This window comes from Janthinobacterium sp. PLB04 (assembly GCF_021165895.1).
Classification (GTDB): domain Bacteria; phylum Pseudomonadota; class Gammaproteobacteria; order Burkholderiales; family Burkholderiaceae_D; genus Janthinobacterium; species Janthinobacterium lividum.
The window spans coordinates 910,059-934,889 of record NZ_CP088968.1 but is presented as its reverse complement, the minus strand read 5'-3'; the positions used below and the strand labels follow the sequence as shown (position 1 = coordinate 934,889).

Genomic DNA, 24,831 nt, shown 5'->3' with positions numbered 1-24,831 from the left:
CCGGCATTGCCAGCCACCGCCCGCCTGTACGCTTATTTGCGTCCCGCACGCTTGACGGGCTTGCCAAAAGTCTTGGCGAACCAGTCATCAATCATGGCCTTCTCGTAGCGCAGCTTTTCGCCGCTGGAATAATGATTGATGCGCGTCAAATAGGACATATCGGACAGGGCCGAGTCGGCACTGCTGATGACCTTGCCATCCTGTTCGAGCACATAGTGCAGGCGGATGCGCGGCCAGTCGACGCGGCCATTCATCACGCGGAAGTCCTGGCCGATATTCCTGGCGGGCTCTTCACGTCCGGCCAGGTCGACATCGGTCACATCGATTTTCAGATTCTGGCCCGGCGGCAACGATGCCCCCAGTTTCTCGAAATGCGCACTCAGCTGCTTCAGCACCTCTTCACGATCTTGCGCATTGAATGGCAAGTCCGTGAATTGTTCCGGTTTAGTGAAATGCACTTCAGTTCCGGCCCAGACGGCACTGCTGGCCAGCAAGGTCAGGCCGGCGATCAGGGCACGTGTTACCTTCTTTTTCATGATGTATCCTTTCAGGAAAAATGTGGGTGGCACATGGGCCACTTTTATCCGATTCACTATACCCCCATGCGTCTCCTTTCGAAGCGAAATTCATACCTTGTTACCTTTTCATACGGCAACTCGGACAAGACAGGCCACAGATTTTTTTACAGATATATTGGCAATATTAATTAAAACAAAGTATTGTCTTGAAAATATAGTTGCCTAAGCGATAAAGTATACATAATGTCGTCAGCGTGGATTTAAAGTGCTTTTTTGATATGCATGTTGCATGAATTTAGTCAATTATTCTTGCTTGTTGTTAATACTTGGCTGTCAGTCTACAATCGATAAAATGCGCCCGAAAAACGCGCAACGCCAGTAGTGGCGCACAGGCAAGCCTGGCGCGGGCGTCTCAGCATTGCGTCAGTTATGCCTTTTAGCGGAACTCGCCCTTATGTCATTTTTGTCTTCAGCCTCACCCAAGTTACCTCCCTGGAAAGTCCTGCTCGTCGATGATGAACCCGACATCCACGACATCACCAAACTGACGCTGAGCCGTTTTCGCCTGGAAGGCCGCGCCCTGAGTTTCGTGCATGCATACAGCGGCGCCGAGGCCAAGCAGGTGCTGGCGCGCGAAGAAGACATCGCGCTGGTGTTTCTCGACGTGGTGATGGAACGCGAAGACAGCGGCCTGGAAGTGGCGCGCTGGATGCGCGAAGACCTCGGCAACCAGTTTACGCGCATCGTGCTGCGCACGGGACAGCCGGGACAGGCGCCGGAAGAACGGGTGATCGTCAACTACGACATCAACGACTACAAGGAAAAGACGGAACTGGACCGCACCAAGCTGTTCACCACCACCTTTGCCGCCCTGCGCGCCTACCGCGACATCATGAAGGTGGAAGAGGCACGCCAGGCCCAGCTCCATTACCGCGAGGGGCTCGAGCGCGTCATCGCCGCCTCGGCGCACATTTTCAAGCAGCGCAACCTGAGCGACTTCGCCAGCGGCCTGCTGCAGCAAGTCGTCGCCCTGCTGCGCCTGGAAACGAGCATGCTGCTGCGCCTGCGTGGCGCCAGCGCCATCTCGGGCGAACAGGATTATGAAATCCTCGCGCAGATCGGCGACACGGACGACGGCATCCTCAGCCCGTCCCTGCTGTCACAGCTGGACGATGCCAAGAGCAACAAGATCTCGCGCCTGCATGGCGACACCTATGTCGGCTACTTTCCCAACAGCAGCGGCAAGGCCTCGCTGCTGGTGTTGAAAGGCGTGGAAGAAATTTCCGACCTCGACGCGCAATTGCTGGAAGTCTTCTGTTCCGGCGTGGCGATCGCCTTCGACAACATCCTGCTGACGCAGGAAATCACCGATACCCAGGCCGAGCTGATCCTGCGCCTGGGCGACGTCGTCGAATCGCGCTCGCACGAAGGCGGCAACCACGTGCGCCGCATGGCTGAAGTGTGCCAGCTGCTGGCGCAGGCCTCCGGCATGTCGGAAGAGGAAACCATGGTGCTGCGCCACGCGGCGCCCATGCACGACATCGGCAAGATTTCCACGCCCGACGCCGTGCTGCTCAAACCGGGCAAGCTCGACGCGGCCGAGTGGGAAATCATGAAGCAGCATCCGACGGTGGGCATGTCCATCCTCGACGGCTCACAGCGCCCGCTCTTGAAGGCGGCCGCCGTGATCGCCCACCAGCACCATGAAAAATACGACGGCAGCGGCTACCCGCAGGGCCTGGTCGGCGAGCACATCCACAAATACGCGCGCATCGCCGCCGTGGCCGACGTCTTCGACGCGCTCATGCACAAGCGCTGCTACAAGGACGCCTGGCCCCTGGAGCGCGTGGTGGGCTACCTGCGCGAAGTGAGCGGCAGCCACCTCGATCCGCAGTATGTGGAATTGCTGATTGCAAATCTGGATGAGGCGCTTGCGTTAAATCAACGCTTTCCTGATTAGGGGCCACATTTAACCCAAGTACAAATACCGGGGTCAGACCCTGAGGGTCTGACCCCCGCACGCCAGCGAAACACGTTTCGGCCCAAGCCCCCAACACGGGCATTCCGGGCCAAGCGGACCTGAAAAATGTCGAGGGCAAGGCGCGGCGACGCAGACAGTACGCATGTACGGCAAGGAGCTGCAACGCCGCCATCGGCATTTTCTCAGGCCCGCGTCTCCGGCCCGCTGTTTTCAAGTTTCAAATTTCATGCACTCTTTGGCTCCAGCGGGAAGCGTATCTTGTAATGCAACCCCATCCCCGGCGCGCTGACTACCTTCACCGTGCCGCCCAGCGGCCCCGTCACCAGGTTGTAGAGGATATGCGCGCCCAGGCCGCTGCCGCCCGAGCCCCGCTTCGTCGTGAAGAAGGGGTCGAACAGCTGGCCCAGGGTGGCGCTGTCCATGCCCATGCCGTCGTCGCTGTAGTCGAGTTCCAGCATCTCGCCGGCCGTCCGCACGCTGATCTTGATCTTGCCCGGTTCGCCTTCGGCAAAGCCATGCACGAGTGAGTTGACCACCATGTTCGTGACGATCTGCGAAACGGCGCCCGGATAGCTGCGCAGCTGCACCTCGGGCTGGCAATCGATGTCCACCTTGATCGGCTTGCCCTTGAGCTTGGGCTGCAGCGACAGCAGGATTTCATCGAGGTATTTGCGCAAGTTAAAGCTGCGCAATTCGTCCGACGACTGGTCCACGGCCACCTGCTTGAAGCTGCGCACCAGCGCCGCGGCGCGCTGGGTATTCGTCGTCATGATGCGCAGGGTCTGGTCGATGATGTCGAAAAATTGCCGCAAGCCATCTTCATCGAGCTGGCCCCCTTCCAGGTCTTCGCGCGTGAGCTTCAATTCCTGCACCAGGTGGCTGGTAGCCGTCACGCATATGCCCAGCGGCGTATTGATTTCATGCGCCACGCCCGCCACCAGCCGGCCCAGCGAGGCCAGTTTTTCCTGCCGCACCAGTTCCGACTGCGCTTCCTGCAAGGCGCTCAGGGCGCTGTTCAGGGCCGCGTTCTGCTCTTCCAGCGCTTCCTTGGCCTGGCGCATGGCGTTGTCGGCCTGGATGCGGGCCATCGCCACGGCCACATGGCTGGCCATGAAGGCCAGCACGTCCAGTTCCGCCTGGCCATATACGACGGACGTGTCGTAGCTTTGCACGATGATCACGCCATATTTCCGGTCGCCCAGCAGCATGGGCGCGCCCATCCAGCTGGCGATGCCGACATTGCCCAGCGGCTCGTCCATCTCGCCGCTGGCCACCAGCGCCGCATAGCTGCCAGCATCCAGCAGACAGGCTTGCCGGCGCGCCAGCACATACGAGCTCATGCCGATGCCGTAATGAAAGCGTTTCACGGGTGCCTGCGCATCCTTTTCATCGACGAAATACGGGATCGTGATGTCCTTGTTGTCCGGGTGGTACAGGGCGATGAGGAAATTCTTTGCCGTCACCAGCTCGCTGATGATGGCGTGCAGGCGCGCGTACAGGGTCGTCGCATCGGAAGCCTGCGCCGACAGGTTGGCGATTTCATACAGCGCATGCTGCAGGTTTTCCGCGCGGCGCCGCTCGGCCACCTCGTGCGCCAGCAGGGCCGTGCGCTCCTGCACCGCCTTTTCCAGCCGGTCCATGCTTTGCATGCCTTGCAGGGCGCTCGATACGTGCGTGGCGATCAGCGCGAACAGGGCCTGGTCTTCCAGGCTGAAACGGTGTTGCGCGTCATAGCTCTGGATGACGATGGCGCCCAGCACCTGGTGCTGCTGGTCCAGCAGCGGACAGCCGATCCAGTGCTCGGCCGCCGTGCCGCCGCCCCAGGCGCCGCCGCCGATGGCGCGCATGGCGTCGTCGTCGGCCGTCATCACCAGCTGCTTGCGGTTGACGATGACCCACGCCGTGGGCGACTGCGCGGCGCTGGCCAGGCGCACGCCCTCGTCCGGGTCGGGCGCGGCGTCGAACTCGTCGACAAAATAGGGAAAACGCACGAGGCCGTCGTCACGGTCGCTGAGCGCCACGTAAAAGTTCGCCGCATACATGATGCGTCCCAAGGCTGCATGCACCGCCTGCAGGAATTCACTGATATCGCTGCAGGTGCTCGAGCGCTGCCCGATTTCCAGCAACACGGTCTGGACGGCTTCCAGGCGGCTGAGACGGCTTTCCATGGGTGACTATGTACCTTGTGCAAGTATATGTTCTGAAAATCAATATTATCAGTTCAGCCCAGCCTTGGCACGGCATAAAACGGAGAATCTTGCCTTGAAGCAGAGCAACACACGCCACGCGCGCATTTGCCACGATGGCAATACAGTGGCAGACTAGGCCCCTTCCTACAGACCAGACCGTCCTCATGACTGCCACGCTACGCGCCTCGCTTCGCCCCTACACCCTCGCCGGCCTGCTGGCCTTTGCCGCGCTGGGCATGCCGCCGCTGTGCGCCGCGCCAGCCAAGGCGCCGGCGGCGGAAACGGCCGATGGCGGACGCTATTTCGGCCCCCTCGTCGCGGGCAAGATGCATGGCCAGGGCCGGCTCGAATACGCGAGCGGCGCGTTTTACGAAGGGGGCTTCGCGCGCGGCGTGTTTTCCGGCCAGGGCAAGCTGCGCCAGGCTTCCGGCGTCGAATACACGGGCGCCTTCCGCCAGGGTGCCTTCGACGGCATCGGCCGCTACACCTCGCCCAAGGGCGAGATTTATGCGGGCAGCTTCGTCAAGGGCAGCTTCGAGGGACAAGGCCGCTTCCAGGGCGCCGATGGCGCCACCTTTGAAGGCCATTTCAAGCACTGGCGACCGCATGGCGCCGGCAAGCTGACCGACACGGACGGCACCGTCTTCGAAGGCGAATTCGTCCAGGGCCAGGTGCAGGGCAAGGCCAGGGTCACCACCAGCGACGGCATCCATTACGAAGGCGAATTGAAAGACTGGAAATTCGAAGGCGAAGGCGTGCTGCGCACGGCCGAGGGCGACGAATACCGGGGCAGCTTCAAGAATGGCCAGTTCGACGGCAAGGGCGTGCTGCGCTATGCAGTGGCGCAGGCGGATGGACGGCGCGAAGACAGCGGCAACTGGACGGAAGGCCAGCTGGACGATCCGGCCCTGGACAAGCTCACGCGCGACAATATCGAGCTGGCCTTGTACGGCCAGCAATCCTTGCTGGATCGCAGCCTGGCCCGTGTACTGCCGCGCGATGCGGCGAAAAAGATCAATCTGTACCTGCTGGGCGTGGCCGGCGACGGCGCGCAGGAAGTGTTTCACCGCGAAACGGCCTTCGTGCAGCGCCAGTTCGACCGCGATTACGGCACCGTAGGCCGCTCCTTGATGCTCGTCAACAGCCGCAACACGGTGGCGCAGCAGCCGATGGCCACGCGCACCAGCATCGCCGCCAGCCTCGATGCCCTGGGGGCGAAGATGGACAAGAATAACGATATCCTGTTCCTGTTCCTCACCAGCCACGGCTCGCCCGAGCACGAGCTGGCGCTGGCGCAAAACGGCATGGACCTGCACAGCCTGCCCGCGCAAGAGCTGGCATCCATGCTCAAACACAGCGGCATCCGCTGGAAGGTCATCGTGATCTCGGCCTGCTATGCGGGCGGCTTCATTGCGCCACTAAAGGATGACAACACCCTCATCATCACGGCCGCGCGCAGCGACCGCACCTCGTTCGGCTGCGATGACCAGAACGATTTTACCTACTTCAGCGAAGCATATTTCAAGGAAGCGCTGCCCAGGAGCGCCGGCTTTGCCGAAGCCTTCGACAAGGCCAAGGTGCTGGTGCAGGCCCGTGAAGAAGCCGATTTCCGCGAAGGCGGCATGGAGACGGAAGAGCATTCCGAGCCGCAGCTGTTCCAGGGCAAGGCCATCGCCGCGCAGCTGAAGGCGTGGCGTGCCCAGGCACGCTGACATGGGCACGGCCGCCCGCCTTTCTGTACAATAGTCGTCACCATGCGCCGATTCTTCCTCATTTTGCTGCTGTTCGTGCTTCCGCTCCAGATGTCCTGGGCTGCGGCGAGCGCGTATTGCCTGCACGAGGAAGGCAAGGCGGCGCAGCACCTGGGCCACCACAGCCACCAGCACAAGGCAGAGGCCGATGCGGACAAGCAGCCCTTTGGCGACAAAAAAGTGGCGGACCAGCAGAAAAAAGGCCAGCCGCACAGCGACTGCAACGTCTGCCACGGCATCGGCCATGCATGGCTGCCGGCCGGCTCCAGCCTGCCCATCGGCGACACGGCTTCCGTGAATGCGGACACTTCCCCCTTCTTTTACGCTTCCCACATCCCGGACGCTCCCAAGCGCCCTGACTGGTCGTCGGCCACCTAGGCCGACGGGACGTTTCAATCACTTTTCGCAGTAAGCCAGGCGCCAGCCTGCGCGTCCCGTCGAATTCTTTTCCATGCTTTTGGAGAATTCGATGTACCGATCCATCTATCTGTTATTACTCTCCGCCAGCCTGTTGGCTGGCAACTTTGTCCATGCGCAAGCTCCACAGGAGCCTGCCGGCCCCCTGACCTTGCCTGCCGCGCTGCTGCTCGCCGAGGGCGGCAACGCCACTTTGTCCGCTGCCCGCCATGAACTGGCGGCGCAAGGGGGCGCCCTGCAACAGGCGCGCGCCCTGCCCAATCCGGAACTGCAAACCGTGCTGGAAGACACGCGGCGCGCCTCGCGCAGCACCACCGTGCAGCTCAACCAGCTCATCGAACTGGGCGGCAAGCGGGGGGCGCGCGCCGCCGTCGCCCAGCGTGGCGAAGACCTGGCGCAAGCGGGCCTGTCGCTGCAGCAGGCGGAAACCCGCGCCGCCGTGACTTCCGCCTTTGTCGACGTGCTGGCGGCGCAGGAAGGCTTGCGCCTGGCCGACAGCGCGCAGGCGCTGGCCGCGCGCGCCAGCGACATCACGGCGCGCCGGGTCACGGCAGGCAAGGCTTCGCCCGTCGAGGAAACCCGCGCCAGGGTCGCCGAAGCGAGCGTGCGGCTGGAGCTGAACCTGGCCCGCAGCACCCTGGCCAGCGCCCGCAAGCGCCTGGCCTCCCTGTGGGGCAACGCCACGCCACGTTTTACCCTCGCGGAGGGACGCCTGGAAACCGTGCCCGAGCTGCCCCCGGCCAGCGAACTGGCGGCGCGCCTGGCCCAGGCCCCGGCCGTGCGCCAGGCGCAAAGCGCGCTGGCCCAGCGGCAAGCGATGCTGGACGTGGAACAGCGGCGCGCCACGCCCGACGTTACGGTCAGTATCGGCATGAAGCGTTCGGAAGAGCTGGGCCGCAACCAGGCCATCATCGGCCTGGCCTTGCCGCTGCCCCTGTTCGACCGCAATGCCGGCAACAAGCTCGACGCACTGCGGCGCAGCGACAAGGCCAGCGACGAGCTGGCCGCCGCCCGCATCGCCGTGCAAACGGACGTGGCCGCCGCCACCGAACGCCTGGCCACGGCCCGGCTCGACGTGGAAAGCTTGCGCCAGGACATCTTGCCTGGCGCCCAGAGCGCCTACGACGCGGCCAGCAAGGGCTTCGAGTTCGGCAAGTTCGCCTTCCTCGACGTGCTCGATGCCCAGCGCACCTTGCTGCAAGCCAAAAACCAATACCTGCGCGCGCTGACGGAAGCGCAGCACGCCGCCGCCGACATCGAGCGCCTGCTGGGCACACCAGCTCCCCTGTAAGGAATCCCCGACCATGAATATCACACTGAACAAAAAGCAGGCGATCGCCATCGTCTCCATCGCCGCCGCCGGCATCGTGCTGGCAATCCTCATCCTCGGCACGGGCAAGTCCAGCGCCCCGGCAGTCCCGGCCGCCAAGGCGGAAGCACATGTGGAAAAGAAAGACGAACACGGCCACGAAGAAGTGGAAGGCAAGCTGGAATTGACGGCTGCGCAAAGCAAGGCAGCCGGCGTCGTCATCGCCACGGCCGCGCCTGGCCGCATCAAGACGACGGTCGCCCTGCCCGGTGAAATCCGTTTCAATGAAGACCGCACGGCCCACGTCGTGCCGCGCCTGGCTGGCGTGGTGGAAGCCGTGCACGCGGACCTGGGCCAGCTGGTGAAAAAGGGACAAGTGCTGGCCGTCATCGCCAGCACGGAACTGTCGGAACAACGCAGCGCGCTGCTGTCGGCGCAGCGACGGCTGTCGCTGGCCCGTTCCACCTATGAGCGCGAAGAAAAGCTGTGGCGCGAAAAAATCTCGGCCGAACAGGATTACCTGCAGGCGCAGCAAGCGTGGCGCGAGGCGGAAATCGCCGTGCAGAACGCGCAGCAAAAGCTCAGCGCGCTGGGCGCCAGTGGTTCCGGGACCGGGACCGGGACCAGCAAGGGGCCGCTGAACCGCTACGACATCCGCGCGCCGTTCGACGGCATGGTGCTGGAAAAACACATCACGCTGGGCGAAGCCGTCAAGGAAGACGCGAACATCTTCGTCATTTCCGACCTGTCGACCGTGTGGGCGGAAATCGCCGTGCCGGCGAAAGACCTGGCCACCGTGCGCATGGGAGGCAAGGCGGAAGTGAAAGCGTCCGCCTTCGATGCCAGCGCGCAAGGCACGATCACCTATGTGGGCGCGCTGCTGGGCGAGCAGACGCGCACGGCCAAGGCACGCATCAGCTTGCTGAATCCCGACATGGCCTGGCGCCCGGGCCTCTTCGTCACGGTGGAAGTGGTCTCCGGCGAAGCGGACGCGCCTGTCACCGTGCACAGCACGGCGATCCAGACGGTGGAAGACAAGCCCGTCGTCTTCGTGCAGGTGAAAGATGGCTACCAGGCCACGCCCGTGGTGCTGGGCCGCAGCGATGGCACCTTGACGCACATCAAGCAGGGGCTTGCCGCCGGCACGCCGTACGCGGCGCAAGGCAGTTTTGTCCTGAAGTCCGAGCTGGGCAAGGACTCCGCCGGTCACGAACACTGATCACGTCAAGGCTAAGGAAACCATCATGTTTGAACGCTTGATCCGCTTCGCCATCGACCAGCGCTGGCTGGTGATGCTGGCCGTGGCCGCCATGGCTGGCCTGGGCATCTACAGCTATCAAAAGCTGCCCATCGACGCCGTGCCCGACATCACCAATGTGCAGGTGCAAATCAATACCCAGTCCGCCGGCTATTCGCCGCTGGAAACCGAGCAGCGCGTGACGTTCCCCATCGAGACGGCCATGGCCGGCTTGCCGAACCTGGAACAGACGCGTTCGCTGTCACGCTATGGCCTGTCGCAGGTCACCGTGATCTTCAAGGATGGCACGGACATCTATTTTGCGCGCCAGATGATCAACGAGCGCTTGCAGGAGGCGAAGGAAAGTCTGCCGGCCGGCATCACGCCGAAGATGGGCCCCGTCTCCACGGGCCTCGGCGAAATCTACCTGTGGACGGTGGAAACGCAGGACGGCGCGAAAAAGCCCGATGGCACGCCTTACACGCCGACGGACTTGCGCGAAATCCAGGACTGGATCATCAAGCCGCAGTTGCGCAATGTCACGGGTGTCACGGAAATCAATGCCATCGGCGGTTACGCCAAGCAATACCAGGTGGCGCCGTATCCGGAAAAACTGGCCGCCTACGGCATCAGCCTGCAAGACGTGGTGACGGCGCTCGAGCGCAACAACAGCAACGTGGGCGCCGGCTACATCGAAAGGCAGGGCGAGCAGTTGCTGATACGCGCGCCGGGCCAGGTGGCATCAAAAAGCGACCTTGCCAACATCGTCGTCGCCAATGTGCAGGGCGTGGCGATCCGCATCCGCGACGTGGCCGACGTGGTGCTGGGGCGCGAGCTGCGCACGGGCGCGGCCACGGAAAACGGCCGCGAAGTGGTGCTCGGCACGGTCTTCATGCTGATCGGCCAGAACAGCCGCGCCGTCTCGCAAGCCGTCGACAAGAAGATGCTGGAGATCAACCGCAGCCTGCCGAAAGGCGTGCACGCCGTCACCGTGTATGACCGCACGGTGCTCGTCGACAAAGCCATCAATACGGTGAAGAAAAACCTGCTCGAAGGCGCCGTGCTGGTGATCGCCATCCTGTTCCTGTTCCTCGGCAATATCCGCGCGGCAATCATCACGGCCATGGTGATTCCGCTGGCCATGCTGTTCACGTTTACGGGCATGGTGCAATACCATGTGAGCGCCAATCTGATGAGCCTGGGCGCGCTGGACTTCGGCATCATCATCGATGGCGCCGTGGTGATCGTGGAAAACTGCGTGCGCCGCCTGGCCCATGCGCAGCAGAAACTGGGACGGCCCTTGACCTTGCAGGAACGTTTTCACGAAGTGTTTGCGGCATCGCAGGAGGCGCGCCGCCCCCTGCTGTATGGCCAGCTGATTATCATGGTCGTGTACCTGCCCATCTTTGCCCTGACGGGCGTGGAAGGCCGCATGTTTACGCCGATGGCCCTGACGGTCGTCATCGCCCTGCTGGGCGCCATGCTGCTGTCGATCACCTTCATCCCGGCCGCCGTGGCGCTGTTTATCGGCGACAAGGTGGCGGAAAAGGAAAACGCCATCATGCGCGCGGCCAAGCGCTGGTATGCGCCGCTGCTGGACAAGGTGATGCGCAACACGCCTGTCGTGCTGACGGGCGCGGCCGTGGCCGTAGTGCTGTCGGGCTTGCTGGCCACGCGCATGGGCAGCGAATTCGTGCCCAGCCTGAACGAGGGCGACATCGCCATCCAGGCCCTGCGCATCCCCGGCACCAGCTTGACGCAATCGCTGGCCATGCAGCAGCAGCTGGAACGCAAGCTGATGGCAAACCACAAGGAAATCGCGCGCGTGTTCGCCCGCACGGGTACAGCCGAGATCGCGTCCGACCCCATGCCGCCGAATATTTCCGACGGCTACATCATGCTCAAGCCCCGCGACCAGTGGCCGCAACCCGGGAAATCGCGCGAGCAATTGCTGGCGGAAATCGAAGCGACGGCCACCAGCTTGCCGGGCAACAACTACGAGTTTTCGCAGCCGATCCAGCTGCGCTTCAATGAACTGATTTCCGGCGTGCGCAGCGACGTGGCCGTCAAACTGTTCGGCGACGACATGGCCGTGCTCGACGGCACGGCGGCGAAGATCGCCGGCGTGCTTGGGAAGATTCCGGGCGCCACGGAAGTGAAGGTCGAGCAGACGACGGGGCTGCCCATGCTGACGGTGCAGATCGACCGCGAGCAGACTGCCCGCTACGGCCTCAACATTGCCGACGTGCAGGCGGCAATTGCCACGGCCATCGGCGGGCAGGAAGCGGGCACCCTGTTCCAGGGCGACCGCCGCTTCGACATCGTCGTGCGCCTGCCCGACAGCCTGCGCAGCGACCTGGAGCAACTCAAACGCCTACCCATCGCCCTGCCCCTGGGCGCGGCGGCGGAAGGCCGCGCCCGCTTCATCCCGCTGGGCGAAGTGGCCAGCCTGCAAGTGGCGCCGGGGCCGAACCAGATCAGCCGCGAAGACGGCAAGCGCCGCATCGTCATCAGCGCCAACGTGCGCGGCCGCGACATCGGCTCGTTCGTGGCCGACGCCACGCAGCAGCTGCAAGCGCAGGTAGCCATTCCCCCCGGCTACTGGACCAGCTGGGGCGGCCAGTTCGAGCAATTGCAGTCGGCCACGAAACGCCTGGAGCTGGTGGTGCCGGTGGCGCTGGCCCTCGTCTTCGTCTTGCTGTTTGCCATGTTCGGCAACGTGAAGGATGGCTTATTGGTGTTCAGCGGCATCCCGTTCGCCTTGACGGGCGGCATCGTCGCCCTGTGGCTGCGCGACATTCCCATGTCGATCTCGGCCGCAGTCGGCTTCATCGCCCTGTCCGGCGTGGCCGTGCTGAACGGCCTCGTGATGATCGCCTATATCCGCCAGCTGCGCGAACAGGGCATGCCCTTGCAGGAGGCGATACGTGTAGGGGCGATCACGCGCTTGCGGCCCGTGCTGATGACGGCGCTGGTGGCGTCGCTGGGTTTCGTGCCGATGGCTATCGCCACGGGCACGGGCGCTGAAGTGCAGCGTCCGCTGGCCACCGTGGTGATCGGCGGCATTTTATCTTCGACGGCATTGACCCTGCTGGTGCTGCCGCTGCTGTACCGGCTGGCGTACCGCAGGGAAGACGAGGTGGAAATGCAGGCCGCGCCCGAAGGCGCGGCGGTGTAGTCCTGGAACCAGGCGTAGCAAAATCGTAGCGAGCGGCTTCGATTTGTGGCCGAGAAGCGCAGCTGTACTTAAGTACAGCGAGCATCGGAGGCCGCAAAGCGTGCCGCGCAGTAGATTTTGCTAGCCTGGCCGGCGGTAGCCGCCTTCGATCCAGTTCGCCGCTGATGTGGCGTTGAACTTGAAGGCGGCCGAGGTGCGCACCTTGGCGATCTGCTCGCCGTCGGCGTCGTAGGCGCTCAGTTCCGCATACGGGTGCTCTTCGTCGGGCACGATGTCGAACATCACCTTGACTTGCCCCTCGTCGGTGGCGACAAACAGGTTCTTGTGCAATTGGGCATGCAGCTGCTGCTCATGGCGGCGCAGCACTTCCGAAGCCGTCTTGACCAGCGTGTTGAACGCGTTGACGTCGAGCGGCTTCGGATTTTTCTTGTCGCGCCCCATGGTCCACGGGCCCACCAGGGCCGGCTCCGGTTCGCCATCCTTGATCATGGCCACGGCCCAGCCCTCATCTTCCTCGTTCTTGATCACGCGCGCCGTCCAGCCATTGCCTACCCACAGGCGCGGCTCCTGGATCGGGGCGTCATTGTCTTGCTCGGCTGCTTCGTCGGAAAAGTCGGGAAAATCGGTACTCATGGCGGTGCTCGTGATGGAAGGTCGGGGCTAGCATGATAGTCGAAAACGCCCACCCGTGCCGCCTTGCCGCAAGGTAAGGCGCGGCCCGCCATAGTCGATCCCGGCAAGAAGACAAGCTATCAATGTAGTAGCTTTATTCTAGTAATCGAGCTTTGATATTTCTCAAGTAAACCTATTATTATTTTGCAATCTGAATTGTGTTTTTTGTATTTAAATATTGCATGTAGTAATGCTTGGCTCCAAGAAATTCTTTTCTCACGCGACGTCCCTCGTCCCCGCACGCCGCATTGCCCCGCCACGCCAGGCATCTCTATCGTCCATTACCGCTGCATATAACTATACTCATCAGAGGGACTCACATGAAAATCTTGACTACGCTGGCCTTGGCCACGCTAACGGTCGCCGCAGGTACCGCAAGCGCCGTCCCCACCTTCACTGCCGGCGGCACGGCACTGGCAGGGGAAGGCCTTGTCACCTCGGTCGCAGGCGCCACGACGATCAACTTCAACGATGGCTTACTACCAAGCAACTACACGGGCGCCGTGTTTACCAGCAACCACCCCAGCTATGCCGCGCAACCGCCGAATGACTTGACGGCCTTCTATTCCGTCGGCGTCTCGGATGGCCAGATCACGCCAGGCACGGCCACCTTCAGTGGCGGACTCAGCTATTTTGGTTTTTACATGGGATCGCCCGACACGTACAACAGCATCGTCTTCACCATGGGCGACAGCAGCACAGTCGTCCTGACCGGTTCGCAAATGGCCGCCCTGGGCGGCGTCAGCCCGAATGGCGACCAGTCCGTCGGCCTGTATATCAACGCCTGGGCCGGCCAAGGGGCGAGCTTCACCTCGGTCGCCTTCCATTCGCCAAACACGAACGCGTTTGAAAGCGACAACCACGCCTACATCGCCGCCGTGCCGGAACCGGGAACATACGCCATGCTGCTGGCCGGTCTGGGCCTGCTGGGTTTCATGCTGCGCCGCAAAGCGTCATAACACGGCCATGCGCAAGCCAAAGCCCGCGATGCGGGCTTTTTTCACAACCAGCCATCGCATGGACGGCAACGCCTTATAGCCGCCTCAACACATGGACATGGCAGGCCGGCTGGGCCAGGTCAGCGGAGGACCGGGCGGTACCCAGCGCGGGTCGATGGCCGGCAGCGGTGCATGGTAGTTGAATGGGGTGATGATGATCGGCGGTATCGCCGATGGCGCGCCGACGGGCTCGGCGCAGGACTGCGTGGCGCTACGCTGGCGCGTGATTCGATGGTCAGGGGGGGATAGCGATTGATCCCCGGTATCTGCAAACAAAAGCATGTTGCCCTCCTTGCGAGACTGAGGTATTCAGTATAGGACGGCTTGCGCACATTACAAGAAAAGAAATCTTGTTCCAGATCAGCGTTTTTCGCCCCGCCAGCGCTTTCCATACCGTGAAAATGACGGCCTGTCGCACGCCGCTGGCGGCAAGCCGGGCGCGCCCCTACAGTGTGATCATGCAACACCCCATCACCCACACACTGAGGCTCACCATGAAAAAATTGCTCACCTTCGTCCTCATCGTCATGCTCGCCTGCCTGTTCCTCGACAAGATCGGCGGCAGCGACATGCACATGCAGTTCAACGGCGACGATGTCGACGGTCCGCTGGAATGGCTGTTCGGCCTGGTGTTTGCCGGCGGCGGCTTGCTGATCGCCGCCATTGCGGTGGTGTGCGCCGCCGTCATCACCGGCGTCGTCCTGGCCGGCGTGGGCGTGGTGCTGATCGCGGTGGTGGCGCTCTGCGTGGTACTGGCGCTGGCATTGAGCACGCCCGTGCTGCTGCCGCTGCTCATTCCCGTCGCCATCGTCTGGCTGATCGTCAGCCGCAACCGCAAGCAGGCGCAAGCGCGTCAGCACAGCCTGTAATCATTGCGCCATGAACTTGCTGAGCACGCCGTCGCTGCCGCCGTCATTCTGCTCGATGCGGTTGCGCCCACCCCGCTTAGCCCGGTACAGCGCCTCGTCGGCGCGCGCCAGCACGGCGTCGCAATCGGCATCGGTGCCGGCCATGGCGGCCATGCCGATACTCACCGTGACGGTGATCACAATGCCGCCATCGATGGTCAGCGAACTTTCCGCCACGCGCCGGCGCAGCCGTTCGGCAAACACGGCCGCTGCCGACAGGTCGGTGCCGGGCAGCAGGATGGCGAATTCTTCGCCGCCCACGCGGCCCGGCACGTCGACCTTGCGCAGCGCCTGGCACATCAGCGCGCCCAGGTGGCGCAGCACGGCATCACCCACGGCGTGGCCATACTCGTCGTTGACGCGCTTGAAGTGATCGATGTCGAGCATCAGCACGCTGGCGCAGCTGGCCAGCTCACGCTGCAAGCGGGCATGCTCGTTTTCCAGTGACGCCATGAAGTGGCGCCGGTTCGGCAAACCGGTCAGGAAATCCGTGGTAGCCAGTTGCAGCAGTTCCGCGTTCATGCGCTTGCGCTCGGTGATATCGAGCGAGGACACCATGACGAAATCGAGGCTGTCCGCATGGCCGGGCATCACCAGCAAGCTCAATTCATTTTGCCGCGCCGCGCCATCGAGGCGCACGAAGCTGCTCTCGCACTCGTACAGGTGGGCGCCGCCAGCCAGCGCCAGCAGCGCGTCGCCGAAACGGGGCAAGGCGCTGTCGTCGAAATTCTGCGCCAGGCCCAGCGCACCGCGGCGCTGATCGTCCTCGTTGGCGCGCACCTGCGCCAGGGCGGCGCCGTTCGCATCGATGATGCGCACCAGCCCCGCCAGTTGCCGCAGCGCGTCCGGATGGGCCTGGAAGTGGGCGCCCAGGTCGCGCACGCCCGCTTGTTCGAAGGCATCGAGCGCGGCGCGCACGGCCGACCAGTCCTGTTCCCACAGGGCCACGGGCGCATGGTCGTACAGGCTGCGGAAACGCGCTTCGCCGGCGCGCAGGGCCAGCGCCACTTGCGCCTGTTCGATGGCCATGCCGGCCAGGTGCGCCGCCTCGCTCAGCCGCGCCAGATGCGCCGCGCCCGGCAGCGTCGGCTGGCGGTGATACGCCATCAGCACACCGAGCAGCTTGCCCGAGCCGCCACGCACGGGCTCGGCCCAGCACGATTGCAGCTGGGCCCGCCACGCCAGTTCCATCGTTTCCTGCGCATCGGCATGCAGGTCGCCGACGATCACGCGCTGGCCGTCGCGCACGGCTTGCGCGGCGATGCCATGCACGCCCTGCAGGGTATCGAGGTCATGGCCATGGCTGGCCAGGTTGAAAAACGCAGGCAAACTCGGCGCAGCGCCCAGCACCAGGCGGTGGCGGCTTTCATCGAGCAGCAAGATGCTGCACAGCATGGCGGGATGGTCCGCTTGCACGCTCAGCACCACGCTTTCCAGCACCCGTTCCAGCGGCGCGCCCGTGGCCAGCATTTCCAGCACCTGCCGCCGCGTATGTTCGCGCCGTTCCATCTGGCTGCGCTCGCTGATATCGCGGAAGGTCCACAGGCGCGCCTGCTCATTGCCCAGCTGCATGCTGCGCACATATTGCTCGACCACCCGTCCATCGCGCAGGTGCAGCACGTCGCGCCGCTCGCGGTGGCCATGCGGTGCGTGGGCGCGTGCCCCGAGGAACGGCGCCGCCTGCTCCAGCTGGCTTTCCACATGGCGCACCAGCGCCGCGCCATCGGCTTGCCAGTCGAGTGCATCGGGCACTTGCCACAGGTCGCGGAAGCGCCGGTTCGACGTGAAGATGCGGCCATCGGTATTGTCGACCAGAATGCCGTCGATGGTCGAATCGAGGATGCTGCGCAGCATGGCCTGGCTGCGCTGCGCCGCCTCGGCCATGGCCAGCACGCTCGCCTGCCCCTGCTCCAGCTGGCCGGTCAGTTCGCTCGAGCGCGCCAGCGCCGCCTGGGCGCGGGCGCGGCCCGCCGCCAGCAGCCAGGTGGCCAGCGCCAGCCCGATGCTGGCCAGCAAGCCGGTCCAGGCCACCAGGCGGGGCCGCGCCAGCAGTTCGCCATCAAAGCCCGGCATGGCGCGCATGCGCAAGGTCCAGGCATGGCCGGCGATGGTGATCGCCTGCTGCGACACCAGGCTGTCCGAAGCGACAGACGACAAGGCGCCCGGCAAGCTGTCATACATCAGGGCCGCCTCGGCCAGTTGCGCGCCATCATAGATTTCCAGATCCAGCTGGCGCGCGCCCTCGCCGCCCACGCCCGCCATCAGATCCCCCATGCGGAACGGCGCAAACACCCAGGCGCGCAAGGCGGCGCGCCGCTGCTCCACGCTGGCGTGCGGCAAGCCATTGTCATACACGGGCAATACGACCAGGAAGCCATGCGCCCGGGCGCTGCCGCCATCTTGCACCAGGTGGATCTTGCCCGTCATGGCGGCTTGCCCCGTGTCGCGCGCCTGCTCCAGCGCGGCCCGGCGCACGGGTTCGGACCCGATGTCATAGCCGAAGGCCAGCAGGTTGCTCTCGCTCAAAGGTTCCAGATAAGTGATGGGCGCATGCCAATCGCGCTGGCCGTGCGGACGCACGGCATAGCCGGGATAGCCGTCCGCGCGCACGCTGGCCTCATGCCGTGCCAGGGCGGCGCCGGACAGCAGCGGCAGGTAGCCGATGCCGTGAATACCGGGAAAGTGGCGGTCCACTTGCTGCACCGCCAGATAGGCATGGAATTCGCGGCGCGTGACTTCCTGCGAACTGGCATACAGGCCCTGCACCCCGTGCAGCACCTGGATGTAGGTCTGCATGCGGCCGACGATATTGCCCACCAGTTCGCGCACGCGGAAATCGAAATCGGCCTGCACCTGCTGTTCGCTGGCGTCGTCGGCATTGCGCCAGGCGCCATACGTCAATCCCAGGCACAGCGCCAGCACCAGCGAGGCCAACGCGCGCGGTCCCAGCCAGTGCGACACTGAACGAGCAAACCACGACGTAGACGCGCGTGTAGACATGGCAGGCGAAAAAGCAGGACGGACATCAAACCGCTACACGGCCAGCAACATGGCTGGCGGCGGGCCGCACGACGACCATCGGTAGTCGATGAGAATGATAGTACGTTACAGCGGGCGCCCTTGCAATGCTGAATATTGTATTAAAAAGACCACGAATTGCGAAGCTGCAACTGAGTTTTCCCAGCACAAAGTCGACGCCATCGCAACTGATAATGATTCTCATTTATAATGATCATCCCGCTTTTCCTCCACACCCTCGACGATGCCCTCCCAGCCGCCTTCCTCCCACGACACTTCCTGGCAACTACCGTTGGCCACGCCAACGCTGGAACTCAGCGCGGGCACCCTGTCCTTTCCGGCGCCGGCGCACAGCATCGAACACAATGAGGCAGGACTGAAACTGGTGCTGGTCCTGGGCGGCCAGCTGGATTATCAACTGCAAAGCGGTGGCGCCGTGAGTGTCGAAGGCCCGGCCTTCCATATCAGCCTGAGCGACACGCCGTTTTCCGTCAGCCACCACTATGCGGCACGGCAACCGCTGCAGTACCTGAGCGTACGCATGCCGATGCAGGCCTTGCACGATACCTTCGGCGCCGAGCTTGGTTCGCTGGCGCGGCGCATCGCTCCGGCCGCGCGGCAGACCATGGCCACGGCGAACGGATACGCCGGCAAGGCCGTGCAGGCGCTGGGCCGGCAAATCATGCTGTGCCCGCTGGCCGGTCCGCTGCGTCAGCTGTATTTATCCGGCAAGGCGCTGGAACTGACAGCGGCCGTGATGGACGGCCTGACCGGCACCGGCGCCGCGGCCGAGACGGCGCCCGGCACACGCCAGCTGCGCTGCCTGCAGCAGGCGCGCGACATCTTGCTGCAGCGCCTGCACGCACCGCCCACCTTGCCGGAACTGGCGCGCCTGGCCGGCACCAACGCCAGCACCCTGAGCCAGGGCTTTCGCCAGCAGTTCGGCACCAGCGTCTTCGCCTACGTGCGCGAGCAGCGGCTGGAACTGGCGTACCGCATGCTGGCGGCCGGCAACATCAGCGTGGCCGACGCGGCGCATGCCTGCGGCTATACGGATTCGCATTTCAGCAAGGTGTTCCGGCAGCGCTACGGCGTTTCCCCCAGCGACCTGCGCTGCGCCTGACGCAATACGCGCAATCGCCAGGAAAACAGCGGCAATCCTTAACGCCCTGACGCCCTCGGTCCTTACCATATTGAGATTGATTCTCAATACGAAAGGTCTGGTTTTTCATGGCAATGTTTCCCCTCCCCCCACGCGGCGTGCGCTGGCCCCGGCATACCCTGCACGTCCTGGCCGCCCTCGGCTGCAGCCCCCTGGCGCAGGCGGCCGACGCGCCGGCACCCGAGGCCAGTCTGCCCGTCATCGCCGTCACGGCCACGCGCGAAGCGGGCGCCAGCATGGGCAAGACGGGCGCCTCGCTGAAGGACACGCCGCAGTCGCTGAGCATCATCAGCCAGGAACGCATGCAGGAACAAAACCTGCAGACGCTCGACGACGTGCTGCAGCAGGCGACGGGCACCACCGTGCAGCCGTTCCAGCTGCTGACCACGGCCTACTATGCGCGCGGCTTCAAGATCGATTCCTTCGAACAGGACGGCGTGCCCGTGCTGATGGGTCACATGGCCAGTCCGCAGCAAGACATGGCGATGCTGGAACGCGTGGAAATCCTGCGCGGCGCGAATGGCTTGCTGCATGGCAGCGGCAACCCTGCCGCCACCGTCAACCTGGTGGCCAAGCGGCCGCAAAAGAACTTCGCCGCGCAAGGTGCGCTGTCGGCCGGCAGCTGGGACCGGCGCCGTGGCGAAGCCGACATCGGCGGCCCCCTGAACGCCGCGGCCACGCTACGCGCGCGCGTCGTCGCCACGCACGAGGAACGGGGCTTTTTCTATGACGTGGCGCAGCAGAACAGCAGCAATCTGTATGGCGTCGCCGAACTGGACCTGACGCCGGGCAGCACGCTCAGCGTGGGTGTACAGAAACAGCGCATCCGTTCCATCACCAACATGGCAGGCGTGCCCCGCTATGCGGACGGCGGCGATATCGGCTTGCCCCGTTCCACCTATCTCGATGCGGCCTGGGACCAGTTCGACTGGGATACCCAGCGCGTCTTCGCCAGCCTGGAGCAGCATTTTGCCAATGGCTGGCAAGCCAAGGTGCAGGCCAATCACTTGTCCGGGGATTCCTTCCTGAAATACGCGGGTGCATATGGCGCCGCGCGCCGCGACCAACGTCCATCCTCGAGCGTGATGGGCGCCGCCTACCGCTTCGACAACCTGCAGAACAGCGTCGATGCCTACGCCAGCGGTCCCTTCCGCCTGGGCGGACGCCAGCATGAACTATTGTTGGGCGCCAACGTCCAGCACACGTCCAGCGAACAGTTCTCCGCCAGCTTCCTGCCGCCGCCGAAGGGCACCCATGACGTCTTCCACTGGAACCCCTACGCGCTGGCGGAACCGGCCACCAGCGCGTATGCCTCGCGCGGCCCGACCAAGGTCAGTCAGTGGGGCGCCTATGCCATGGGGCGCTTCCAGGTGAGCGACGCGCTGACGGCCATCGCCGGCACGCGCCTGAGCCGCTGGAAACAGGAAACGCGCACGGCGCGCGTGGAACCGGATACCCAGCTGACACCGTATGGCGGCCTGGTCTACGCCCTGTCGCCGCAATGGTCCGGCTATGGCAGCTATACGCAAGTGTTCCAGCCGCAAAGCCAGGCCACCATCGACGGCAAGACGCTAGCTCCCGTGACGGGCAACAACCTGGAAGCGGGGATCAAGGGTGCGCTGGCGAATGGCAAGCTGGACGTTTCCCTGGCCGTGTACCAGATCCGCCAGAACAAGCGGGCCCAGGAAGACCCGAATTTCCCTTGCGCGGGCAACGTCTGCTATTACATCGCCGGCGGCGAAGTGCAAAGCCGCGGCCTGGAAGCGGAAGCGAACGGCCAGCTGACGCCCGACCTGAACCTGTCGGCCGGCTACAGCTACAACACGACGCGCTACCTGAAGGATGCCGAATCGCAGGGCCAGCCGTTTGCCAGCTTCGCACCCGCCCACATCCTGCGCGCGTGGGCCAACGCCACCCTGCCGTGGGCCGGACGCCGTTTGAGCGCCGGACTGGGCCTGCAGGCGCAAAGCCGCTACAGCGTCACCTCGGGCGGCGTGACGCTGCGCCAGGCCGGCTATGCGCTGGCCAATGCCCGCCTGGGCTGGCGCATCGACCACCATTTCACGGCCGCGCTCAATGTCAACAACCTGTTCGACAAACACTATTACCAGAGCCTGTCCGGCACGGCCTGGAACAACCGCTATGGCGAGCCGCGCAGCGTGATGCTGTCCCTGCGCGCCCAGTATTGAGGTCCCCCATGAATGACAACACCTTGACCATTTTCCCGCTCGATGGCCACCTGCTCGCGCTGCACCCCGATGCGCTGGCCCTGGCCATTCCCTACCATGCGCGCGGCAAGAGCCGCGCCGACTGGATCATCGGCGTCAAGCACGTCAGCGACGCCCAGTCCGTGCACGGCGACCATTGGGAGCGCCACCCGCGCGGCGACGAAACCCTGTGCCTGCTCGAAGGCAGCATCGAACTGGTGCTGCAAACGCACGATGGCGCGGAACGCCGCGTCGCCTTGCAGGCGGGGCAAGCCTGCATCGTGCCGTGCGGCACCTGGCACCGGCTGCAGGTGGACGTCCCCGGACGCCTGCTGTTCATCACGCCCAGCATCGGCAGCGAACACCGCAAAGTGGGCGGTGCCGCATGAGGCCGGCACTGCGGCGGGCGCACCTGTGGCTGATGGTGGCGGCCCTGTACTTCACGCAAGGCGTGCCGCTGGGGCTGGCCATGGAAGCGCTGCCGGCCATGCTGCGCCGCGACGGCGCGCCGCTCGACGCCCTGGCTTTTTTACCGCTGGTGGGCTTGCCTTGGGTCCTGAAATTTCTCTGGGCGGCGCAAGTCGACAACCGCTGGAACGCCCGCGTGGGCCGGCGCCGCAGCTGGCTGCTGCCGATGCAGGCGCTGGCCACCGCCTGCCTGCTGGGCGCCGCCCTGCTGGGGCTGTCTGCCGCCACGGCGCCGCTGATCGTCGCCCTGGCAGCGATGGGTTCGCTGGCCAGCGCCACGCAAGATATCGCTACCGACGGCCTGCTGGCCGAGCGCTTCGAAGGCGCCGCGCTGGGCCGCGCCAACGCCTTGCAGGTGGGCGGCACCATGGTGGGCTTTTTCACGGGCGGCTCCGGAGTATTGATGCTGTCGGGCATGTTCGATCAACGCGTGGCGCTGCTGGCACTGGCGGTGATCGGTGCCGCCAGCCTGGCGCTCGTCGTGCTGTGGCGCGAGAGCCCGCTCGCGGCCGCGCTGCCCGCATCGGTCCCGGTCCCGGTCCCGGCGCCACGCAAGGCCAGCTTGCGCGGCTTCATCCGCCGGCCCGGTGCGCCGGCGCTGCTGGGCATCGCCTTTTTGTCGTCCATGACAGCCGTGGCCGGCTATGGCCTGTCGAAACTGCTGCTGGTCGACGCCGGCTGGCCGCTGGAAGATGTCGGCAAGGTGGGCATGGCCGGTGGCATGATCACCGTGCTGCTGGGCTGTGGCGGCGGCGCCTGGCTGATGGGCCGCCATGGCCCGCAGCGCGTCTTCCTGCTAGGCATAGGCGCCTCTGCGGCCGCTGCCGGCCTGTGGCTGTGGCTGGCAGCGATGGCGGCGCCCCTGCCGTCCAGCCTGGTCTGGCTGGCGACGGCGCTGGGCTGCTTCGGCGCCGGCTGTGCATCGGTCTCCATGCTGACCATGGCGATGCAGTTTGCCCGCCAGAGCGGACAGGCGGGCACGGACATGACGGCCGTGCAAAGCATGCGCGACGGCGGTGAAATCCTCACCTCGTCCACCTTGACGGGCGTGGCGGCCACGGCCGGCTACGGCGGCAGTTTCACGCTCGGCATCGTCTGCGCCCTGCTGGCCATGTTGCTGGCGCGCCAGTTGGCGCAGCAACGCCAGCGGGCCTGAGCGCGCTGCTGTACAGTGCTGGCGATTGCAGACACGGGAGCATCGCTTGCACGACGACCGCTGGCAGGGAACCCTATGGCTGGCGCCAGACTTTGCCATTTTGCATGGCGCAGCGGGCGCCACGGACAGCCACGCCCATTATGCGCACCAGCTGATGCTGAGCACGGGCGCGCCCTTCACGGCCAAGCTCGACGGCATCGTCCACACGGCGCGGCACTTGCTGATCGACAGCCTGCGCCCGCACGCCATCCTGGCCGCGCCGGTGCCCATGCTGACCATCTATGCGGAGCCGCAGCGCCTGGGCGGCGCGGCTCTGCTGGCAGCAGCCGCCAGCGCCGGCGTACCCAGTCTGGACAATCTGGCCGCCGCGCTGCAGGCGCAGCCACGCGAACGCTTGCCCGATCCCCGCTTGCGGCGGGCGCTGGACAAGGTCGATGCGCTGCTGTCGGGCAAGGTCAGCGCGGCCGCCGTGGCCGAGGCGGCGCATTTGTCGCTGAGCCAGCTGGAACGCCTGTTCAGCGCCCAGCTGGGCCTGCCCGTGCGGCGCCTGGTGCTGTGGCGCCGCCTGCGCCTGGCCATCCGTTTCATCCTGCTCGGCAGTACACTGACGGAGGCGGCCCACGGCGCCGGCTTTGCCGATGCCGCGCATTTTTCGCGCACCATGCGCAGCCTGTTCGGCGTGCGCGCCGACCGCAGCTTGCGCCAGCTCGACGTCAAGCTGCTCGATTGATGACTTTACGCAAACCGGCTGGCGGCTCGGGCGCCCGCACGCCCTCTTCCGCGCGGAACGGTTCCAGCAGTTGCGCCCCGTATGCGGCCGGATAATCGGGACGGCTGCCGATGCCCAGGTCCTCGCCCCGCATGCGGTAGCCCGGTGCATCGAAACGCGTGCCCAGCAAGCGGTCCCAGCAGGTAAAAAACAGGCCGAAGTTCACATCGCCGGCCGTGCCGTATTTCATGTGATGAAAACGGTGCAATGGCGCCCAGGCGAATATCTGGCGCAGCGGGCCCATGCGCATGTCGACATTCGCATGCTGCAGCAACAGCTGGATCGCCACGGCAAACGCCAGCACGGCCATGACACGCTCCGGCATGCCCAGCAGCAGCAAGGGCAGCATGCCGCCCGCCGCTTCCAGCAGCAGGTGCAGCGGGTGCTTCATCCAGCCATTGAAGCCATACAGGCGCTGTACGCTGTGGTGCACGGCATGCAGTTTCCACAGAAAATAATAGCGGTGGCTCAGGTAATGCACGAGCGTGATGCCGCAATCGGCGATGACGATCGCCAGCAACAGTTGCGCCCAGAACGGCAGCTGGACTGGCCAGAATGCGCCCAGCGCCAGGTGCCCGGCCAGCAAGGGAAAGGCAGCCAGGCCCAGCAGATACAGCGCTTCATTGACGAGCGCATGCAGGCTGTCGCGCCAGCCGTCGCCATGATCGTGGTTCCACGCGCCGTCATACGGCAGATAGCGTTCGGCAAGAAAGGAAGTGAGTAGGGCCAGCAGCAGCAAGGGCGGCAAGACCCAGAGAGAATAATGACACACCGCAATCAGGTAACTGGCGGCGCCGATGAAGCCGGCCCAGAACGCGGGGCCGTACAGCGCGGCAAAGAGGGATTTCATGGCAAGGGACTCCTGTGGCAAAAACCACAGCTTGGCCTTGTCC

General features: G+C 64.6%; 19 protein-coding genes. 13 read left to right on the top strand and 6 right to left on the bottom strand.

Annotated elements, in window-relative coordinates; translation table 11 throughout:
- Window positions 1-32: 32 nt before the first annotated feature.
- Complete coding sequence (locus LSO07_RS04035) at window positions 33-536, bottom strand: DUF3016 domain-containing protein (protein ID WP_151092409.1); 504 nt, start codon at window positions 534-536, stop codon at window positions 33-35.
- A 436-nt stretch (window positions 537-972) separates the two neighbouring features.
- On the opposite strand from LSO07_RS04035, the gene LSO07_RS04030 reads away from it, so the two are divergent.
- Window positions 973-2,478 carry a DUF3369 domain-containing protein gene (locus tag LSO07_RS04030; RefSeq protein ID WP_151092407.1) on the top strand — a complete coding sequence of 502 codons (1,506 nt, stop codon included), beginning with the start codon at window positions 973-975 and terminating at the stop codon, window positions 2,476-2,478.
- 245 nt (window positions 2,479-2,723) lie between these two features.
- Here the strand turns inward: LSO07_RS04030 and LSO07_RS04025 are convergent, their stop codons facing one another.
- A complete protein-coding gene (locus tag LSO07_RS04025) occupies window positions 2,724-4,667 on the bottom strand; it encodes a GAF domain-containing sensor histidine kinase (protein WP_151092405.1) in 1,944 nt (647 codons plus the stop codon).
- 185 nt (window positions 4,668-4,852) lie between these two features.
- Between LSO07_RS04025 and LSO07_RS04020 the strand changes: the two genes are divergently transcribed.
- The 5 genes from LSO07_RS04020 to LSO07_RS04000 all read left to right on the top strand — a co-directional run bounded on the left by LSO07_RS04020 (window position 4,853) and on the right by LSO07_RS04000 (window position 12,580).
- A complete protein-coding gene (locus LSO07_RS04020) occupies window positions 4,853-6,400 on the top strand; it encodes a C13 family peptidase (RefSeq protein ID WP_191909575.1) in 1,548 nt (515 codons plus the stop codon).
- 42 nt (window positions 6,401-6,442) lie between these two features.
- Window positions 6,443-6,817 (top strand): cation efflux protein, CzcI family, encoded by a 375-nt coding sequence (gene czcI, locus LSO07_RS04015; RefSeq protein WP_034784321.1) that lies wholly within the window; start codon window positions 6,443-6,445, stop codon window positions 6,815-6,817.
- A gap of 91 nt (window positions 6,818-6,908) precedes the next feature.
- On the top strand, window positions 6,909-8,147 hold the full coding sequence (locus LSO07_RS04010; RefSeq protein WP_143451094.1) for a TolC family protein: 1,239 nt from the start codon (window positions 6,909-6,911) through the stop codon (window positions 8,145-8,147).
- Window positions 8,148-8,160: 13 nt separating this feature from the next.
- Window positions 8,161-9,384, top strand: coding sequence for an efflux RND transporter periplasmic adaptor subunit (locus tag LSO07_RS04005; RefSeq protein ID WP_151092401.1), 1,224 nt, complete (start codon window positions 8,161-8,163; stop codon window positions 9,382-9,384).
- A gap of 25 nt (window positions 9,385-9,409) precedes the next feature.
- Window positions 9,410-12,580, top strand: a complete 3,171-nt coding sequence (locus tag LSO07_RS04000; protein ID WP_151092399.1) for an efflux RND transporter permease subunit — start codon at window positions 9,410-9,412, stop codon at window positions 12,578-12,580.
- Window positions 12,581-12,700: 120 nt separating this feature from the next.
- Here LSO07_RS04000 and LSO07_RS03995 read toward each other — a convergent pair whose 3' ends face one another.
- Window positions 12,701-13,213 carry a hypothetical protein gene (locus LSO07_RS03995; RefSeq protein WP_131689372.1) on the bottom strand — a complete coding sequence of 171 codons (513 nt, stop codon included), beginning with the start codon at window positions 13,211-13,213 and terminating at the stop codon, window positions 12,701-12,703.
- A gap of 359 nt (window positions 13,214-13,572) precedes the next feature.
- On the opposite strand from LSO07_RS03995, the gene LSO07_RS03990 reads away from it, so the two are divergent.
- Window positions 13,573-14,211 (top strand): Npun_F0296 family exosortase-dependent surface protein, encoded by a 639-nt coding sequence (locus LSO07_RS03990; protein WP_151092397.1) that lies wholly within the window; start codon window positions 13,573-13,575, stop codon window positions 14,209-14,211.
- 84 nt (window positions 14,212-14,295) lie between these two features.
- Here LSO07_RS03990 and LSO07_RS03985 read toward each other — a convergent pair whose 3' ends face one another.
- On the bottom strand, window positions 14,296-14,532 hold the full coding sequence (locus LSO07_RS03985; protein WP_151092395.1) for a hypothetical protein: 237 nt from the start codon (window positions 14,530-14,532) through the stop codon (window positions 14,296-14,298).
- A 212-nt stretch (window positions 14,533-14,744) separates the two neighbouring features.
- On the opposite strand from LSO07_RS03985, the gene LSO07_RS03980 reads away from it, so the two are divergent.
- Window positions 14,745-15,119, top strand: coding sequence for a hypothetical protein (locus LSO07_RS03980; protein WP_052140298.1), 375 nt, complete (start codon window positions 14,745-14,747; stop codon window positions 15,117-15,119).
- Here LSO07_RS03980 and LSO07_RS03975 read toward each other — a convergent pair whose 3' ends face one another.
- Complete coding sequence (locus LSO07_RS03975) at window positions 15,120-18,119, bottom strand: sensor domain-containing diguanylate cyclase (protein ID WP_225317171.1); 3,000 nt, start codon at window positions 18,117-18,119, stop codon at window positions 15,120-15,122.
- Between the two features lie 349 nt (window positions 18,120-18,468).
- Between LSO07_RS03975 and LSO07_RS03970 the strand changes: the two genes are divergently transcribed.
- The 5 genes from LSO07_RS03970 to LSO07_RS03950 all read left to right on the top strand — a co-directional run bounded on the left by LSO07_RS03970 (window position 18,469) and on the right by LSO07_RS03950 (window position 23,899).
- On the top strand, window positions 18,469-19,299 hold the full coding sequence (locus LSO07_RS03970) for a helix-turn-helix transcriptional regulator (protein ID WP_175445129.1): 831 nt from the start codon (window positions 18,469-18,471) through the stop codon (window positions 19,297-19,299).
- Window positions 19,300-19,406: 107 nt separating this feature from the next.
- On the top strand, window positions 19,407-21,527 hold the full coding sequence (locus LSO07_RS03965; RefSeq protein ID WP_191909574.1) for a TonB-dependent siderophore receptor: 2,121 nt from the start codon (window positions 19,407-19,409) through the stop codon (window positions 21,525-21,527).
- An 8-nt stretch (window positions 21,528-21,535) separates the two neighbouring features.
- Window positions 21,536-21,934: a cupin domain-containing protein gene (locus LSO07_RS03960; RefSeq protein ID WP_151092391.1), complete on the top strand. Its 399-nt coding sequence runs from the start codon at window positions 21,536-21,538 to the stop codon at window positions 21,932-21,934.
- Entirely contained in the window at window positions 21,931-23,169 is a 1,239-nt protein-coding gene (locus LSO07_RS03955; RefSeq protein ID WP_151092389.1) for a RhtX/FptX family siderophore transporter, read from the top strand. The genes LSO07_RS03960 and LSO07_RS03955 overlap by 4 nt, the downstream gene beginning before the upstream one ends.
- A 46-nt stretch (window positions 23,170-23,215) precedes the next feature.
- Window positions 23,216-23,899, top strand: a complete 684-nt coding sequence (locus LSO07_RS03950) for a helix-turn-helix domain-containing protein (protein ID WP_151092387.1) — start codon at window positions 23,216-23,218, stop codon at window positions 23,897-23,899.
- Here the strand turns inward: LSO07_RS03950 and LSO07_RS03945 are convergent.
- A complete protein-coding gene (locus tag LSO07_RS03945; RefSeq protein WP_151092386.1) occupies window positions 23,883-24,788 on the bottom strand; it encodes a sterol desaturase family protein in 906 nt (301 codons plus the stop codon). The genes LSO07_RS03950 and LSO07_RS03945 overlap by 17 nt on opposite strands.
- Window positions 24,789-24,831: the final 43 nt, after the last annotated feature.

Coding starts and splice junctions, on each gene's coding strand:
- LSO07_RS04035 (WP_151092409.1), bottom strand. CDS start 536: ATGAAAAAGAAGGTAACACGTGCCCTGATCGCCGGCCTGACCTTGCTG.
- LSO07_RS04030 (WP_151092407.1), top strand. CDS start 973: ATGTCATTTTTGTCTTCAGCCTCACCCAAGTTACCTCCCTGGAAAGTC.
- LSO07_RS04025 (WP_151092405.1), bottom strand. CDS start 4,667: ATGGAAAGCCGTCTCAGCCGCCTGGAAGCCGTCCAGACCGTGTTGCTG.
- LSO07_RS04020 (WP_191909575.1), top strand. CDS start 4,853: ATGACTGCCACGCTACGCGCCTCGCTTCGCCCCTACACCCTCGCCGGC.
- czcI (WP_034784321.1), top strand. CDS start 6,443: ATGCGCCGATTCTTCCTCATTTTGCTGCTGTTCGTGCTTCCGCTCCAG.
- LSO07_RS04010 (WP_143451094.1), top strand. CDS start 6,909: ATGTACCGATCCATCTATCTGTTATTACTCTCCGCCAGCCTGTTGGCT.
- LSO07_RS04005 (WP_151092401.1), top strand. CDS start 8,161: ATGAATATCACACTGAACAAAAAGCAGGCGATCGCCATCGTCTCCATC.
- LSO07_RS04000 (WP_151092399.1), top strand. CDS start 9,410: ATGTTTGAACGCTTGATCCGCTTCGCCATCGACCAGCGCTGGCTGGTG.
- LSO07_RS03995 (WP_131689372.1), bottom strand. CDS start 13,213: ATGAGTACCGATTTTCCCGACTTTTCCGACGAAGCAGCCGAGCAAGAC.
- LSO07_RS03990 (WP_151092397.1), top strand. CDS start 13,573: ATGAAAATCTTGACTACGCTGGCCTTGGCCACGCTAACGGTCGCCGCA.
- LSO07_RS03985 (WP_151092395.1), bottom strand. CDS start 14,532: ATGCTTTTGTTTGCAGATACCGGGGATCAATCGCTATCCCCCCCTGAC.
- LSO07_RS03980 (WP_052140298.1), top strand. CDS start 14,745: ATGAAAAAATTGCTCACCTTCGTCCTCATCGTCATGCTCGCCTGCCTG.
- LSO07_RS03965 (WP_191909574.1), top strand. CDS start 19,407: ATGGCAATGTTTCCCCTCCCCCCACGCGGCGTGCGCTGGCCCCGGCAT.
- LSO07_RS03960 (WP_151092391.1), top strand. CDS start 21,536: ATGAATGACAACACCTTGACCATTTTCCCGCTCGATGGCCACCTGCTC.
- LSO07_RS03955 (WP_151092389.1), top strand. CDS start 21,931: ATGAGGCCGGCACTGCGGCGGGCGCACCTGTGGCTGATGGTGGCGGCC.
- LSO07_RS03945 (WP_151092386.1), bottom strand. CDS start 24,788: ATGAAATCCCTCTTTGCCGCGCTGTACGGCCCCGCGTTCTGGGCCGGC.